This window comes from Pseudomonas sp. ADAK18 (assembly GCF_012935695.1).
Taxonomy (GTDB): Bacteria; Pseudomonadota; Gammaproteobacteria; order Pseudomonadales; family Pseudomonadaceae; genus Aquipseudomonas.
Map to the genome: position 1 here is coordinate 4,786,829 of NZ_CP052859.1, position 15,837 is coordinate 4,802,665.

Consider the following 15,837-nt stretch of genomic DNA (forward strand, 5'->3'; position numbering starts at 1 on the left):
TGACATGCGCCGTCTCACCGCACCCGGCTGGCCCGGTAACTTGCTGGCCGTGGTGGCCGGCGCCATCACTACCCTGGCGCTGGCGCCGTTCGATATCTGGCCGCTGGCGCTGGTGGCGGTCGGGTTCTTCTATGCAGGACTTCGCGAGCTGACACCACGCCAGGCCCTGGGCCGTGGCTGGTGTTTCGGTTTCGGCCTGTTTGGCGCTGGCACCAGTTGGATCTACTACAGCATTCACCATTTCGGCGGCGCCTCGGTGCTGCTGGCCGGGTTGCTGATGCTGGCGTTTACGGCGGCGATTGCCTGGTTCTTCGCCCTGCCGGCCTGGCTATGGGCACGCTGGCTGCGCCGTAATGAAGCGCCGCTGGCGGACGCCTTGGCGTTTGCGGCCTTATGGGTTGGTCAAGAAGCCTTTCGTGGCTGGTTCCTCACCGGCTTCCCTTGGCTTTACTCCGGTTACAGCCAGCTCGATGGCCCCCTTACCGGTCTCGCGCCGCTGGGCGGGATGTGGCTGATTTCCTTCGCGCTGGCTCTGACGGCCGCACTGATCTGCAACCTGCCGCGCTTGCTGGCAGCCAAACGTAATGTGTTTGTCGGTGCAGGCCTGGCATTGCTGGTGGCGCCATGGGCCATCGGCCTGGCGCTCAAGCATCACGCCTGGACCACGCCCGCCGGCCCGCCGCTGACGGTGGCGGCGCTTCAGGGCAACGTGGCACAAAGCATGAAGTGGGACCCCGACCAGCTCAACGCACAGTTGGCGTTGTACCGCGACATGAGCTTCAGTTCCAAACGCGTCGACCTGCTGGTATGGCCGGAAACCGCGATCCCGGTTCTCAAGGAATCCGCCGAGGGTTACCTCGCGATGATGGGCAAGTTCGCCGCCGAGCGAAATACCGCGCTGATCACCGGCGTGCCGATTCGTCAGGAAGTGCATCACCAGAAGCGCTACTTCAACGGTATCACCGTGGTCGGTGAAGGCGATGGCACCTACCTGAAGCAGAAGTTGGTTCCGTTTGGTGAGTACGTGCCGCTGCAAGATCTGCTGCGCGGCCTGATTGCCTTCTTCGACCTGCCGATGTCGGACTTCGCTCGCGGTCCGGCCGATCAAGCCTTGCTGCAAGCCAAGGGTTATCAGATTGCGCCGTTCATTTGTTATGAAGTGGTCTACCCGGAATTCGCCGCCAGCCTTTCGGCTCGCAGTGATTTGCTGCTGACCATCAGTAACGACACCTGGTTCGGCACCTCTATCGGCCCCTTGCAGCACCTGCAAATGGCCCAGATGCGCGCCCTGGAAGCCGGCCGCTGGATGATTCGCGCCACCAACAACGGGGTCACCGGCCTGATCAACCCGTTTGGCCAGATCACCGAGCAGATCCCACAGTTTGAACGTGGCGTCCTCTATGGCGAAGTGGTGCCGATGCACAACCTGACGCCCTACCTGCAATGGCGGTCGTGGCCACTGATCATTGTATGTTTGGTGCTGTTTGGTTGGGCGTTGCTGGCAGGCCGGATGTCCAAAACGGTGTAACAGAAACACCCCCGATCTAATGTGGGAGCTGGCTTGCCTGCGATAGCAGACTGCCGGCCACCACGTCAGTGACTGACACACCGTCCACACCGTCATCGCAGGCAAGCCAGCTCCCACATTTGCCCTGCGGTGTTACCTATAAAACATCCGATACCCCACCTGCCCAACCGCCTCATTCAACAACTGCCCGCTCTGCCATACCGACTTGAACTCCGGCATCCAGCCGCCCAGTGGCCGGGCATTGTCCTCGCCCAGGAACCCGACAGGCGCCGGAACCACGGTGAAGCCGGCCTTCTCAAAGCTCCAGCGGGAACGCGGCATGTGCCAGGCCTGAGTCACGACCACCACACGCTTGATTCCCTGAGGCAATAGAATCTGCGCGCTCATTTGGGCGTTTTCCCAAGTGGTGCGACTGCTCTCCTCCTTCCAGCGCACGGTGACACCAAAGTCATCCTGCATCGACACTGCCATCAATTCCGCCTCGCTGGGCGGCGTGCCATAGTGCAAACCTCCACTGGTCAACACCGGCAACCCCGAAGCTTTGGCCAACCGAGCCGCATAGCGCTGGCGCTCAAGGCCTATGCCGGTCGGCTGATCAGAGCCCCAGGCCGGGTCACCCCGCTCGCGACCAGAGCCCAACACCACAATGGCATCAGCTCGCTGCGCCAGGGTCGCCCATTCGTCGCGGGCCAACGGCGGCTCGGTCTCCAAGGCCTTAGCGCCCCATTGCACCACCACCGGCAAACTCATCAACCACATCCCGCCCAACCCCAAGGCAAAGCATGCCCCGGCCAGGCGCGGACGGCTGCGACGAAACCACCAGGCAAGGGCCAACAACAGCAAAAGAATGCCGGGCGGCAACAACAATTGTTTTATGAAATAACGAAAAGGCATCGGGCATCTCCAAAGATGCCCGAAGCCTAAGGTGTAACGGTATTGCGCGACAATCTTTACAAGCTTTACAAGAACCAAGCAGCCTCAAGCTGCTGGATGCCACCGAGAAAGCAACAGATAACGCCATGCTTTACTTGAACCGCGCGGACCGAAGCTTTTCCGGGCTTCGACCGGCCGACAAGTCTTTAAGCCACACCACCTTGGCCGAGTGCAAAGACTCCGGGGCGGGCGGGGAAGCCACCCTATGAGCCCCATTGCGCTCGTTCAACTCCAGATAAACCTTGATCAATTCAAGCTCTGCCTGGCTCAAGCCACGCAGTTCCAGCTCCACAGGCCTCTCGTCACGCAATCGACCTGCCGTTTTTGCTGCATCCAATGCCCGACCCAAACGATCGATCAGTCCTTCATACAACTGCGGTTTCGTTAAAGTTCGCTGCGAATCAACCATCCCCTCACCTCATTGAAGATAAGTCTCACTCCCCAATAAACAGCGTAGCTGCGCAGGCGACACCCGCCTGGCGCCGCGACCAACGGCCTTGGGCGCGCAATCAGGGTTTCCCTCGATAGAGTGGGGTCATGTATGCTACGGCGCTTCCTGTAACTCCACTTCCAGCAGGGTTTGGGCCTGGACGCGCCGTTTCCGGTGTCGATCACCCCGAACATTGCATTGAAGAGGATTAGGCCACCCCTATTCAGTTCAAAAGTAGCCATGCACGAACATTACCAGCCCCGTGAAATAGAAAATGCCGCCCAGTCGTTCTGGGACGAGCAAAAGTCCTTTGAAGTCAGTGAACAGCCAGGCAAGGAGACTTTCTATTGCCTATCGATGTTCCCTTACCCCAGCGGCAAGCTACACATGGGGCATGTGCGTAACTACACCATCGGCGACGTGATCTCCCGCTACCAGCGCATGCAAGGCAAGAACGTCCTGCAACCCATGGGTTGGGACGCCTTCGGCATGCCGGCGGAAAACGCCGCGATGAAGAACAACGTAGCGCCCGCTAAGTGGACCTACGAAAACATCGCCTACATGAAGACCCAGTTGCGCAGCCTGGGCCTGGCCGTGGATTGGTCTCGCGAAGTGACCACCTGCAAGCCTGATTACTACCGCTGGGAACAATGGCTGTTCACTCGCCTGTTCGAAAAAGGCGTGATCTACCGCAAGAACGGCACCGTTAACTGGGACCCGGTCGACCAGACCGTCCTGGCCAACGAGCAAGTGATCGACGGTCGCGGCTGGCGTTCCGGCGCGCTGATCGAAAAGCGCGAAATCCCGATGTACTACTTCAAGATCACCGCCTACGCGGATGAACTCTTGTCGAGCCTCGACGACCTGCCGGGCTGGCCTGAACAGGTCAAGACCATGCAGCGCAACTGGATTGGCAAATCCAAGGGCATGGAAGTGCAGTTCCCGTACAACATCGACACCATCGGTGAAGCGGGTACCCTGAAAGTCTTCACTACCCGTCCGGACACCCTGATGGGCGCGACCTACGTCGCCGTGGCAGCTGAACACCCGCTGGCCACCCTGGCCGCACAGAACAACCCCGAGCTGCAGGCGTTCATCGCCGAATGCAAAGGCGGCAGCGTCGCCGAAGCTGACGTCGCCACCCAAGAGAAAAAAGGCCTGCCGACCTCGCTGTTCGTCGAGCACCCACTGACAGGCGAGAAGTTGCCAGTCTGGGTCGCCAACTACGTGCTGATGCATTACGGCGATGGTGCAGTAATGGCCGTGCCGGCTCACGACGAGCGCGATTTCGAATTCGCCACCCAATACAACCTGCCGATCAAGTCCGTGGTGCGCACCAGCTCCGGTGACACCAACCTGGCTCCGTGGCAAGACGCCTACGGCGAGCACGGCGAACTGATCAACTCCGGCGAGTTCGACGGCCTGGACTTCGAAGGTGCCTTCGACGCCATTGAAGTAGCGCTGATCAAGAAAAACCTCGGTGCCTCGCGCACCCAGTTCCGCCTGCGCGACTGGGGCATCAGCCGCCAACGCTATTGGGGCTGCCCGATCCCGATCATCCACTGCGACACCTGTGGTGACGTGCCGGTGCCGGAAGACCAGTTGCCAGTCGTACTGCCGGAAGACGTGGTGCCAGACGGCGCAGGTTCGCCATTGGCACGCATGCCCGAGTTCTACGAGTGCAGTTGCCCGAAATGCGGCGCGCCAGCCAAGCGTGAAACCGACACCATGGACACCTTCGTCGAGTCCTCGTGGTACTACGCCCGCTACGCCTCGCCGCACTATGAAGGCGGTCTGGTAGAAAAATCGGCGGCCGACCATTGGTTGCCGGTAGACCAGTACATCGGCGGTATCGAACACGCCATTCTTCACCTGCTCTATGCGCGCTTCTTCCACAAGCTGATGCGCGACGAAGGCCTGGTTAGCTCCAACGAGCCGTTCAAGAACCTGCTGACCCAGGGCATGGTGATCGCCGAGACTTATTATCGTCGTGAAGCCAACGGCAGCTACACCTGGTTCAACCCAGCGGACGTTGAGCTGGAGCGTGACAGCAAAGCCAAGGTTATTAGTGCCAAGCTGATCGCCGACGGCCTGCCGGTGGAAATCGGTGGCACCGAGAAAATGGCCAAGTCCAAGAATAACGGCGTCGACCCACAGTCGATGATTGACCAGTTCGGTGCAGATACCTGCCGACTGTTCATGATGTTCGCCTCGCCGCCCGACATGAGCGCGGAATGGTCCGACTCCGGCGTAGAGGGTTCGCACCGCTTCCTCAAACGCGTCTGGCGTCTGGCGCACGCACATGTCAGCCAGGGCTTGCCAGGCAAACTGAACGTGGCGGCCTTAAGCGATGAGCAGAAAGTCATTCGCCGCAGCACGCACCTGGCCATCAAACAAGCCAGCCAGGACGTGGGCCAGCACCACAAATTCAACACTGCCATCGCCCAGGTGATGACACTGATGAACGTACTGGAAAAAGCACCGCAGACCACTGAACAGGACCGTGCACTGGTACAGGAAGGCCTGGAAACGGTCACCCTGTTGCTTGCACCGATCACGCCGCACATCAGCCACGAACTGTGGAGCCAACTGGGCCACAGCGGCGCAGTAATCGATGCCCGCTGGCCAGTACAGGATGACAGCGCACTGGTACAAGACACGTTGCAACTGGTGATTCAGGTCAACGGTAAACTGCGTGGCCATATCGACATGCCTGCCAGCGCCAGCCGCGAAGAAGTCGAAGCGGCCGCACGCAGCAACGAAAACGTGCTGCGCTTTACCGAAGGCCTGACGATCCGCAAAGTGATCGTGGTACCCGGCAAACTGGTCAATATCGTCGCTAGCTAATCGGATCGGGCGTCAGGGCATAACCCTGGCGCCGAACAAAACCTCCAGGGCCTCGATAAGGCCCACATGGTTTCAAGGGGAGCATCAAAATGATCAAACGCAATTTGCTGGTTATGGGCCTTGCTGTGCTGTTGAGCGCCTGCGGCTTCCAGCTGCGTGGTACTGGCACCACCGAACTGACGATCAAGGAACTGGACGTCAGTGCCCGCAACGCCTACGGCGAGACCGTGACCCAACTGCGCACTACGCTGGAAGGCAGTGGCGTGAAGGTCTACACCGGCGCGCCTTACAAACTGGTCCTGGTCAATGAACAGGAAACCCAGCGTAACCTCAGCTACGCCAGCGCAGGCCGTGCCTCGGACATCGAGCTGAACACTACGCTCAATTACGAGATCCAGGGTCACGACAACCTGCCGCTGACCGGTGGCAAACTGGAAGTACAGAAAGTCGTGAGCCACGACGGCAACAACCTGGTGGGTTCGGACTCGGAAGCGATTCAGGTACGCAAGGAAATGCGTCGCGACCTGGTCCAGCGTATGGTGCTGCGCCTGCAACAATTTAGCCCGACTCAACTGGACGCCCTGCAGCAAACTGCAGACGCCAAGGCCAAGGCAGATGCCGATGCTCTGAAAGCTGCGCAAGAGTATGAAAACAACACGCCGAAGCAGTCCCCAGTAGAAGTCCCTGCCGAGTAAGCTAAACGGGGCGCATCATGCGCCCCGTTCGCCCCGACTATGAAACTCGCCCCCGCCCAACTCGCCAAGCACCTGCAAGGCAATCTCGCGCCCGTCTATATCGTCAGCGGAGATGACCCGTTGCTGTGTCAGGAAGCCGCCGACGCTATTCGCGGCGCCGCGCGCCAACAGGGCTTCGACGAACGCCAGGTATTCAGTGCCGACGCCAGTTTTGACTGGGGTACGTTGCTGCAAGCCGGCGCGAGCATGTCGCTGTTTGCTGAAAAACGCCTGCTGGAACTGCGCCTGCCCTCGGGCAAGCCTGGGGACAAAGGCGCAGCGGCGTTGATGGAATACTGCGCGCGTCCCGCCGAGGACACGCTGCTGCTGATCAGCTTGCCCAAGCTCGATGGCAGCGCGCAGAAAACCAAGTGGGGCAAGGCGTTGGTGGAAGGTCCGCAGACCCAGTTCATCCAGATCTGGCCAGTGGAGGGTAATCAACTGCCCCAATGGATTCGCCAGCGTCTGTCCCAGTCCGGGCTGTCCGCCAGCCAAGACGCAGTGGAACTGATTGCCGCACGTGTCGAAGGCAACCTGCTGGCAGCCGCGCAGGAAATCGAGAAGCTCAAATTGATGGCCGAAGGTGGACAGATCACCGTCGAAACCGTGCAAGGGGCCGTGGCCGACAGCGCACGCTTTGACGTGTTCGGCCTGGTGGATGCAATCCTCAATGGTGAAGCCGCTCACACCCTGCGCATGCTCGAAGGCCTGCGCGGTGAAGGTGTGGAGCCACCGGTAATTCTCTGGGCCCTGGCTCGGGAGCTGCGGTTGCTGGCTAATATTGCCCTGCAATACAGCCAGGGCACCCCGCTGGATAAGGCCTTCAGCCAGGCTCGGCCACCGGTATGGGACAAACGTAAACCGCTGATCAGCAAAGCCCTGCAACGGCATTCTGCGCAGCGCTGGGCGCAACTGTTGCTCGAAGCCCAGCGCATTGATGCGCAGATCAAAGGACAAGCGGCGGGATCACCGTGGATGAGCCTCAGTCGTTTGTCACTGCTTATGTCCGGCCAGCGCCTGACATTGCCAGCCGAATAACACTGTAGCCGCTGCCGAGGAACGAGGCTGCGATGTGTGTTCGCAGGACCGCCCTAGGGGGACACTTCGTCGGAATGCCGCCCAAACCCATCGCAGCCTCGTTCCTCGGCAGCGGCTGCAGGGCTGGACAGAATCGACGATTGGGCAGATGATTTGCGCCGCATCACCCACCCAGAGAGTACTCGTCATGAGCAAAAAGCCATCCAAGCATGGCCCCAACAAGGCCAAGTCCATCATCGCCCAACCCCTGTTCCGCAGTCGCCAGGAACGCGCAGGCAAGGGCAAAGGCAGCTACCGCCGCGAAGCCTTCCAGTCTAATAGCTGGGAGGCTTCTTACTTTCTGGCTGCCTGAAGGCAAGCGCCCCTCTGGCATGATAAGGTCTGCACCTGATTCGTATTCCCTGGACCTGTGCATGCCCTCTAGTCTTTCCCGTCGTTGGCACCTTCGCCAATTGATCGCTGCCTCCAGCCTCATTCTGTTAGTCGCCTGTGCGGAAAAACCCACCGCCGCAGACGCTCAACCCTTGCCTACCGTGCAAACCGCACCGGTGGCCGCCCCAGCCGTAGTTGCGCCGTTGGCGGTGGATAATCTCGACATCCAGCCCACCCAGACCTTCGCCGAATGGCAAGCAGGCTTTCGCATTGAAGCCTTGAAGGCCGGCATCACACCCCAGGTGTTTGACACCGCCTTTGCCAATGTCACCCCTGACATGGCGGTCATCCGCGCCGACCGCAGCCAGCCAGAGTTTTCTCGCCCTGTGTGGGAATACCTCGATGGCGCCCTGTCGCCATTGCGGGTACGTAATGGCCAGTCGCTACTGATCAAGTACGCCGACACCCTGCAGAGCATCGAGCAACGTTATGGCGTCGACCGTCAGGCGCTGGTGTCGGTGTGGGGCATGGAGAGCAACTTCGGCCAGTTCCAGGGCAACAATCTGGTGATCCGCTCATTGGCCACCCTGGCCTATGAAGGTCGTCGCCCGGCGTTTGCCCTGGCGCAACTGCTGGCGGCGCTGCAAATCATCCAACACGGTGACATCCAGGCCGACCAGATGCGCGGCTCCTGGGCCGGGGCCATGGGCCAGACCCAGTTCATCCCCACCACCTACAACACCCACGCGGTGGACTTCGACGGCGATGGCCGCCGCGACATCTGGAACAGCCCAGCCGACGCCCTCGCCTCCACCGCGCACTACCTGCAGAGCTCCGGCTGGCAGAAAGGCCAGCCGTGGGGCTTTGAGGTACAGCAACTGCCGTTGAACTTTGATTACGCCCTGGCCGACGGCGCGGTGCGCAAGACAGTGGGCGAATGGCTGAAACTGGGGATCCAGGTGCCAGCCGGCGCCAGCGTACCGCCCAATGTGGACCAGCTCTCTGCCGCCCTGCTACTGCCTGCTGGCTATCGTGGCCCGGCGTTCCTGGTACTGGATAACTTCCGCGCGATCCTCAAGTACAACAATTCGTCGTCTTACGCACTGGCGGTTGGCTTGCTGTCGGAGCGGTTCAGTGGCGGCGGGTTGATTCGTGGGGCTTGGCCGAAAGACGAGCTGCCGTTGACCCGTTCCCAGCGCATGGAATTGCAGACGGTGCTCAGTACGCATGGTTACGACGCCGGAAACCCGGACGGGATCATTGGCGCCAATACGCGCAAGGCGATTCGAGCGGCACAGCAAGCGCTGGGCTGGCCGGCGGATGGGTATCCGACGGTGAAGTTGTTGGAGTCGTTGCAGAAACGCTAAACCAGCGCATGGCGACCGCCGCCTTCGAGAGCAAGTCGAAGGCGGCCTAAAGATCAACGAAGCCCTCAGGCCTTGAACACCACATCCTGCTCCAGCACCAACCTCTTCTCTCCCGCATCCAGCCTTACTCGCGCACCCATCGGCAAGGTCAGGTTCGGGTTGCAATGCCCGCTGCGCCAGCCGGACAGCACCGGAATGCACAACGGTTCAAACGTTTCCTTGAGCAAGCGTTCGAGCGCCACGTTATCCACGCCCGCCACATCCCCCACCAGCACACCGGCCAGTTGGGCCAGCTTGCCCGCCAGGCGTAAATGGGTGAGCAAGCGATCAATGCGATACAGCGGCTCGTTAACGTCCTCGATAAACAGAATGATGCCCTCGGCATCAATCTCGTAAGTCGTGCCCATGACCGCCGCGATCATCGACAAGTTACCCCCCAGCAAACGCCCACAGGCGATGCCTGGCTCGATCGTGGTCAATGGATAGGCCACCGGGTGGACCAACTGGCTACCCGCCCTCACCTGCCCACGCAGCATGCTGAACAGCGACGACTCGGTAGGTTGCTGTTTTTCACCCAGCAAGTCAGCGTTGAGCATCGGCCCGTGAAAGGTCACAAAACCGGCGTAGCGGCTAATCGCTAAGTGCAAGGCGGTGATGTCGCTGTAGCCTACAAAAGGTTTGGGGTTGGCCCGCAGCAGGTCGAAGTCCAGGCGGTCAAGCAGGCGCGGTGTGCCGTAGCCGCCGCGCAGGCAGAAGATGGCATCGATTTCAGGGTCGGCGAAGGCGGCGTGCAGGTCGCGCAGGCGCACTTCATCGCTGCCGGCCAGGTAGCCGTCACGTTCATACACACCAGAGAAGATCCGCAGTTCATGACCACGGGCGCGCATCCATTGCCCGGCCTTTTCCACGTCCAACGCGGCGGGGCCGGCGGGTGCGATCAAGCCGATCACGCCTTCGGCGCGCAGAGCAGGTACGGCGGCCGCGAGTTGAGTCGTCATCCATGGTTCTCCTTATCTAGATAGCCAAGGCACTCTAACCAGCAACGGTGACTTATAGAAGACACAGAAACAAATGTGGGAGCTGGCTTGCCTGCGATTGCATCACCCTCGGCATGATTGATACACCGAGGCGTCTGCATCGCAGGCAAGCCAGCTCCCACACAAGCCCAGCCCCACATTGGATCTGTGGTGCGGCTTAGGAAACCAGGCTGGCCTTGACCAACTTGGCCTGCTCATCGGCGTGGTACGAGGAACGCACCAGCGGGCCCGAGGCAACGTTCTTGAAGCCCATCTTGTAACCTTCCTCGGCGAACCAAGCGAAGACGTCCGGATGCACGAAGCGCTGCACCGGCAAGTGGCTGCGAGACGGCTGCAGGTACTGCCCGAGTGTCAGCATGTCGATGTCGTGTTCGCGCATGCGCTTCATGACTTCGATGACTTCTTCGTCGGTTTCGCCAAGGCCCAGCATCAAGCCGGATTTGGTCGGAATGTGCGGCATCATCTGCTTGAACTTCTGCAGCAAGGTCAGCGACCACTGGTAATCCGAACCAGGACGCGCGGCCTTGTACAGACGCGGCACGGTTTCCAGGTTGTGGTTGAACACATCTGGCGGCTCGGCGGCGGTGATTGCCAGGGCAACGTCCATCCGGCCACGGTAATCCGGGACCAGGGTTTCGAGCATCACATTCGGCGACAGCTTGCGGATTTCGCGGATGCAATCGGCAAAGTGCTGGGCACCGCCGTCACGCAGGTCGTCGCGGTCCACCGAGGTGATCACCACGTACTTGAGTTTCAGGTCGGCGATGGCAATGGCCAGGCTTTCCGGCTCATTGACGTCCAAGGGCTTCGGACGGCCATGGCCGACGTCGCAGAACGGGCAACGACGGGTGCAGATGTCACCCATGATCATAAAGGTGGCGGTGCCGCCGGAGAAGCATTCGCCCAGGTTCGGGCAGGACGCTTCTTCGCAGACGCTGTGCAGCTTGTGTTTGCGCAACAGCGCCTTGATACGGTCGACTTCCGGCGAAACCGGGATACGCACGCGAATCCAGTCAGGCTTTTTCGGCAGTTCGGTGGTCGGAATGATCTTTACCGGGATGCGTGCAACCTTCTCGGCGCCGCGCAGCTTGACGCCGGCTTCCACCTTGGCACGCGGGGCCGGACGCTCGGTGATATCCAGCGTCGGGATCATGGTTTGCACTGCATCAGTAGTCATAATCAGTCGATTCCGCCCGTTAGGGTCGTCTGCTCAGCATAGTCGAGGTGTTTGACGAGCTGCGCGCGCAGCCGGGCACTTACCTCGGCAAATTCTATCGGACCTGTGTGATCGCGCAGCTGGGTCATCGCCAGCCCGGCGTAGCCACAGGGATTAATCCGTTGAAACGGGGCCAGGTCCATGTCCACGTTCAAGGCCAGGCCATGAAAGGAACAACCGTGGCGGATCCGCAGGCCCAGGGAGGCGATTTTCGCGCCATCGACATACACACCGGGCGCATCAGGCTTGGCCGCTGCGGTCACGCCGTAGCTGGCCAACAACTCGATCAGGCAGGTTTCCATGCGGCTGACCAGGTCACGCACACCGAAACCCAGCTTGCGAACATCCAGCAGCAGATAAGCCACCAGTTGGCCGGGGCCATGGTAAGTCACTTGGCCACCTCGGTCGACCTGCACCACCGGAATATCCCCCGGCAACAGCAGATGTTCGGCCTTGCCAGCCTGCCCTTGAGTGAAAACCGGCGGGTGTTCCACCAGCCAGATTTCATCATCGACAGCAGAGCCGCGCTCATTGGTGAACCGCTGCATGGCATGCCAGACAGGCTCGTAGGCCATCCGGCCGAGCTCGCGAAAGCCCAGGATCTGCGACATCACAACACCATGTGTACGAAGCCGGTAGCCCGCAGTTCGCTGTTGATGTTGTAGAGCTGGTCCTGATCAGTCGCAACGATGTGCAACTGAATAGTGGTGTACTTGCCGCTGGAGCTGGAACGCTCGTCCACGCGGTTATCGTTGATCGTCGCGTGTTTCCTGACGATATCAATGATGATGTCCTTACGACCTACACCCGTATCGCTGATCACTTTGATCGGATAATCAGTCACCGGGAATTCGATCTTTGGCGCCTTTACTTCGGTATCGGTCATGGCGTAACGGCCTCGTAAGCGGTAAGCCGTGGCGACGGGCAAAGCCCCGCGTCGGATCAACGCGGGGCTTTGCAGGTGCACACTATCAGTTGAACAAGCCGTAGAAGAATAGACGGATGCTATCCCACACGCGGCGGAAGATACCACCTTCGTCGACAGCGTCGAGGGCGATCAGGTCGGCACTGTGCACCACCTTGTCGTCCAGCTTCACTTCGACCTTACCAATGACATCGCCCTTGGCGATCGGTGCGACCAGTTGCGGGTTCATGCTCATGCTGGCAACCAGCTTCTTGAGCTGGCCTTTAGGCATGGTCAAGGTCAGGTCTTCAGCCAGGCCGGCCTTGACTTGATGGGTCGCGCCTTTCCACACCGGGGCTTGAGCCAGCTCGGCGCCCTTCTGGTAGAAGGTCTGGGTTTCGAAGAAACGGAAACCGTAGGTCAGCAACTTTTGCGTCTCGGCCGCACGGGCCTGCTCGCTGTTGGTACCGAACACCACCGCAATCAGGCGCTGGCCGTCACGTACGGCGGAAGACACCATGCAGTAGCCAGCTTCCTCGGTGTGACCGGTTTTCAGACCGTCAACGGTCTTGTCACGCCACAGCAACAGGTTGCGGTTAGGCTGCTTGATGTTGTTCCAGAAGAACTCTTTCTGCGAGTAGATCGCATAGTGCACCGGGTCGACACGAATGATCGCGCGAGCCAGGATCGCCATGTCGTGAGCCGACGAGTAATGCTCAGGGTTCGGCAGGCCGGTCGGGTTCATGAAGTGGCTGTTGGTCATGCCCAGATCAGTCACGGTTTTGTTCATCATGTCGGCGAACGCATCTTCGCTGCCGGCGATGTGCTCGGACAGTGCCACGCTGGCATCGTTACCGGACTGGATGATGATGCCATGCAGCAGGTCGCTGACGGTCACTTGGGAGCCGACTTTGATGAACATCCGCGAACCGCCGGTGCGCCAGGCGTTTTCGCTGACGGTGACCGGATCGTTTTCGCCGATCTGGCCGCGACGGATTTCCAGGGTTGCGATGTAGGCTGTCATCAGCTTGGTCAGGCTGGCCGGTGGCAGGCGCTGGTCACCGTTGTTCTCGACCAGCACGTTGCCGCTGGCGGCATCCATGAGCACCCAGGCCTTGGCGGCCAGTTGCGGTGAAGCCGGCACCATTTCAACCGCCCAGGCGGCCGGAGTGATGATCAGCGGGACAAGCAGGCACAGGCGTTTGGCTAAGGTGGTGATGTTCATCCGTCTCTCGAAATTGCTTATGGAAACTTGCCCTTGCGGGCAAAACTATTCAGACAGCCCGTCTCCAGACTGTCGCGTGTTCGGTTGCCTGCTCACCCCTTGCCCCTGGGTTTTTATTGTTCCACGAGCCAACAACCAGGGTCCTGGCCCGCATGCGAGCCTGAACCATCAATCCGATAACTGCTTATTCCGCGCTGACCACACTAGGCTGGCCCAGATTGGCCAGGCGCACGCTGTTCTGCACTTGCTGGATCTCGCCCGGCGAACCGATCGGCCCCAGGCGAACCCGGTGCAGGGTCTGCTGATTACGCACGATGGAGCTGATAAAGACTGGCGCGCTGACCATCCCGCTGAGCTTGGACCTTAACAGCTCCGCCGCATCCGGGTTGGCGAAAGCACCGACTTGCAGGTACTGACCACCTGCTGCATTGCCGGGTGCCGCTTGTGGCACGGCCACCACGGGTGCCGCGTGTTGCTGCGGCGGCGGCGTCCATTGCTCAACCTTGCCCGCCTGGGCGATCTGCGGCTGCGGGGTTTGCGGCTCGTTGAGCATCAACGGTGCCGGTTTGCCACGCTGGGCCCAGTACTGTTGTGGATCGATGCCCTCGACCTTGACCCGGGCGGTGCCCGTTTCGGCGTAACCGAGTTTTTTCGCGGCCGCGTAGGACAAGTCGATGATCCGGTCCGAATAGAACGGCCCACGGTCATTGACCCGCAGGATGACCGTGCGGTTGTTGTCCAGGTTGGTCACCTTGACGTAGCTGGGCAGCGGCAAGGTCTTGTGGGCCGCACTCATGCCGTACAGGTCATAGACTTCGCCATTGGCGGTGTTCTGGCCGTGGAACTTGGTGCCGTACCAGGACGCGGTGCCCGACTGCACATAGGTCTTGGACTCTTGCAGCGGAAAGTAGGTCTTGCCCAGCACGGTGTACGGGTTGGCCTTGTAGGCACCGGTGTGCAGGGTCGGCGTGGCATCCGGGATACGTGAGACATCAACGTCCCACCACGGCGCACCATCTTTGTGGGCGCGGTTGATATCCAGGCCTGGTTGAGCGCGGACGACCGCACCGCCGGTTTTTTGCGCAGGAGCACGACTGGTGCTGGTGCTGGTGGAACAACTGGCGACCAGCAATGACAATGCAGCAAGCGCCACCAGCTTCAGGGGTTTATTGATCGGCGATACCGGCATTACTTGACGCCCCGTGCTTGGACCAGCATGTCTGACAGCTGATGCACGGCCATGGCGTACATCACACTGCGGTTATAACGCGTAATTGCGTAGAAATTCTTCAAGCCCATCCAGTATTCAGGGCCATCTGCGCCTTCCAGGCGGAAAGCCGTGACCGGCATATCATCGCGCAGCGCATCATGACTTGACCAGCCCAGCGCCCGCAACTCCCCGACGGTCTTGACCGGCTCAATGCCCTGGGTCAGGCCTTCATCGGCGCGATCCCCGGTCACATCGGCACGAATCACCACCGGCTCGCCGGCTACCCAGCCATGGCGCTTGAAGTAACTGGCCACGCTGCCGATGGCATCATCGGGGTTACTCCAGATGTTGATATGGCCGTCGCCGTCAAAATCCACCGCATAGGCGCGAAAGCTGCTCGGCATGAACTGCGGCAGCCCCATGGCACCAGCGTAGGAACCCTTGAGGGTCAGCGGGTCGACCTGCTCTTCGCGGGCCAGCAGCAGGAATTCGCGCAGTTCCTTGCGGAAGAACTCGGCGCGGGGCGGGTAATCGAAGCCCAGGGTCGACAACGCGTCGATCACCCGGTAGCTGCCGGTGTTGCGCCCGTAAAAGGTTTCAATGCCGATGATCGAGACAATCACCTGGGCCGGCACGCCGTATTCCTGTTCGGCGCGAGCCAACACCGCTTCGTGCTGGCGCCAGAAGTCCACGCCCCGGGCTATGCGGGCATCAGTGAGGAACATCGGACGATATTCCTTCCACTGCTTCACGCGCTCGGCGGGACGGGAAATGGCGTCCAGGATCGACTGCTTGCGCTGGGCTTCGCGGAACACGCCCATCAGCTGTTCACCGGCGAAACCATAGTCACGGGTCATCTCACCGACAAACTCGGCGACCTGGGGCGAACCGTCATAGTCGCCGGCCTGTGCTTCCTGAGCAGCGCCCAGCAGGCCTATCAGGCCCACACAGGACGCGTACCGAGCAGCCCAGCCGCGCATTGCTTGCATTGACATC

General features: G+C 60.5%; 15 protein-coding genes. 6 read left to right on the forward strand and 9 right to left on the reverse strand.

The features are described 5' to 3' along the window. Positions 1-4 precede the first annotated feature (4 nt). The gene (gene lnt / locus HKK55_RS21635) at positions 5-1,528 is read left to right on the forward strand and encodes an apolipoprotein N-acyltransferase (RefSeq protein ID WP_169356519.1); all 1,524 of its coding nucleotides are present in this window, start codon (positions 5-7) and stop codon (positions 1,526-1,528) included. Positions 1,529-1,660: 132 nt separating this feature from the next. Here lnt and HKK55_RS21640 read toward each other — a convergent pair whose 3' ends face one another. Both HKK55_RS21640 and HKK55_RS21645 read right to left on the reverse strand, forming a co-directional pair. Then, a complete protein-coding gene (locus tag HKK55_RS21640) occupies positions 1,661-2,422 on the reverse strand; it encodes a YdcF family protein (protein ID WP_169356520.1) in 762 nt (253 codons plus the stop codon). 130 nt (positions 2,423-2,552) lie between these two features. Further along, entirely contained in the window at positions 2,553-2,870 is a 318-nt protein-coding gene (locus HKK55_RS21645; protein WP_169356521.1) for a hypothetical protein, read from the reverse strand. A gap of 261 nt (positions 2,871-3,131) precedes the next feature. Between HKK55_RS21645 and leuS the strand changes: the two genes are divergently transcribed. From leuS to HKK55_RS21670, 5 genes are all read left to right on the forward strand, one after another. Further along, on the forward strand, positions 3,132-5,738 hold the full coding sequence (gene leuS / locus HKK55_RS21650) for a leucine--tRNA ligase (RefSeq protein WP_169356522.1): 2,607 nt from the start codon (positions 3,132-3,134) through the stop codon (positions 5,736-5,738). Positions 5,739-5,827: 89 nt separating this feature from the next. After that, entirely contained in the window at positions 5,828-6,433 is a 606-nt protein-coding gene (gene lptE, locus HKK55_RS21655) for an LPS assembly lipoprotein LptE (protein WP_169356523.1), read from the forward strand. A 39-nt stretch (positions 6,434-6,472) separates the two neighbouring features. After that, complete coding sequence (holA, locus tag HKK55_RS21660) at positions 6,473-7,510, forward strand: DNA polymerase III subunit delta (protein WP_169356524.1); 1,038 nt, start codon at positions 6,473-6,475, stop codon at positions 7,508-7,510. A 187-nt stretch (positions 7,511-7,697) separates the two neighbouring features. Continuing rightward, a complete protein-coding gene (gene arfA / locus HKK55_RS21665; RefSeq protein WP_003176285.1) occupies positions 7,698-7,862 on the forward strand; it encodes an alternative ribosome rescue factor ArfA in 165 nt (54 codons plus the stop codon). Between the two features lie 61 nt (positions 7,863-7,923). Then, positions 7,924-9,249 carry a lytic murein transglycosylase gene (locus HKK55_RS21670; protein WP_169356525.1) on the forward strand — a complete coding sequence of 442 codons (1,326 nt, stop codon included), beginning with the start codon at positions 7,924-7,926 and terminating at the stop codon, positions 9,247-9,249. A 65-nt stretch (positions 9,250-9,314) separates the two neighbouring features. On the opposite strand, the gene HKK55_RS21675 is transcribed toward HKK55_RS21670, so the two are convergent. The 7 genes from HKK55_RS21675 to mltB all read right to left on the reverse strand — a co-directional run bounded on the left by HKK55_RS21675 (position 9,315) and on the right by mltB (position 15,830). Continuing rightward, positions 9,315-10,247, reverse strand: a complete 933-nt coding sequence (locus HKK55_RS21675; protein ID WP_169356526.1) for an LD-carboxypeptidase — start codon at positions 10,245-10,247, stop codon at positions 9,315-9,317. A gap of 196 nt (positions 10,248-10,443) precedes the next feature. Continuing rightward, positions 10,444-11,439, reverse strand: a complete 996-nt coding sequence (lipA, locus tag HKK55_RS21680) for a lipoyl synthase (protein WP_169357923.1) — start codon at positions 11,437-11,439, stop codon at positions 10,444-10,446. 26 nt (positions 11,440-11,465) lie between these two features. Further along, complete coding sequence (lipB, locus tag HKK55_RS21685) at positions 11,466-12,113, reverse strand: lipoyl(octanoyl) transferase LipB (protein WP_169356527.1); 648 nt, start codon at positions 12,111-12,113, stop codon at positions 11,466-11,468. Beyond that, on the reverse strand, positions 12,113-12,388 hold the full coding sequence (locus tag HKK55_RS21690; RefSeq protein ID WP_169356528.1) for a DUF493 domain-containing protein: 276 nt from the start codon (positions 12,386-12,388) through the stop codon (positions 12,113-12,115). Before HKK55_RS21690 ends, lipB begins: the two co-directional genes overlap by 1 nt. 85 nt (positions 12,389-12,473) lie before the next feature. Beyond that, positions 12,474-13,631, reverse strand: a complete 1,158-nt coding sequence (locus HKK55_RS21695) for a D-alanyl-D-alanine carboxypeptidase family protein (protein WP_169356529.1) — start codon at positions 13,629-13,631, stop codon at positions 12,474-12,476. A 184-nt stretch (positions 13,632-13,815) separates the two neighbouring features. Next, the gene (locus HKK55_RS21700; RefSeq protein WP_169356530.1) at positions 13,816-14,820 is read right to left on the reverse strand and encodes a septal ring lytic transglycosylase RlpA family protein; all 1,005 of its coding nucleotides are present in this window, start codon (positions 14,818-14,820) and stop codon (positions 13,816-13,818) included. After that, on the reverse strand, positions 14,820-15,830 hold the full coding sequence (mltB, locus tag HKK55_RS21705) for a lytic murein transglycosylase B (protein ID WP_169356531.1): 1,011 nt from the start codon (positions 15,828-15,830) through the stop codon (positions 14,820-14,822). The genes HKK55_RS21700 and mltB overlap by 1 nt, the downstream gene beginning before the upstream one ends. Positions 15,831-15,837: the final 7 nt, after the last annotated feature.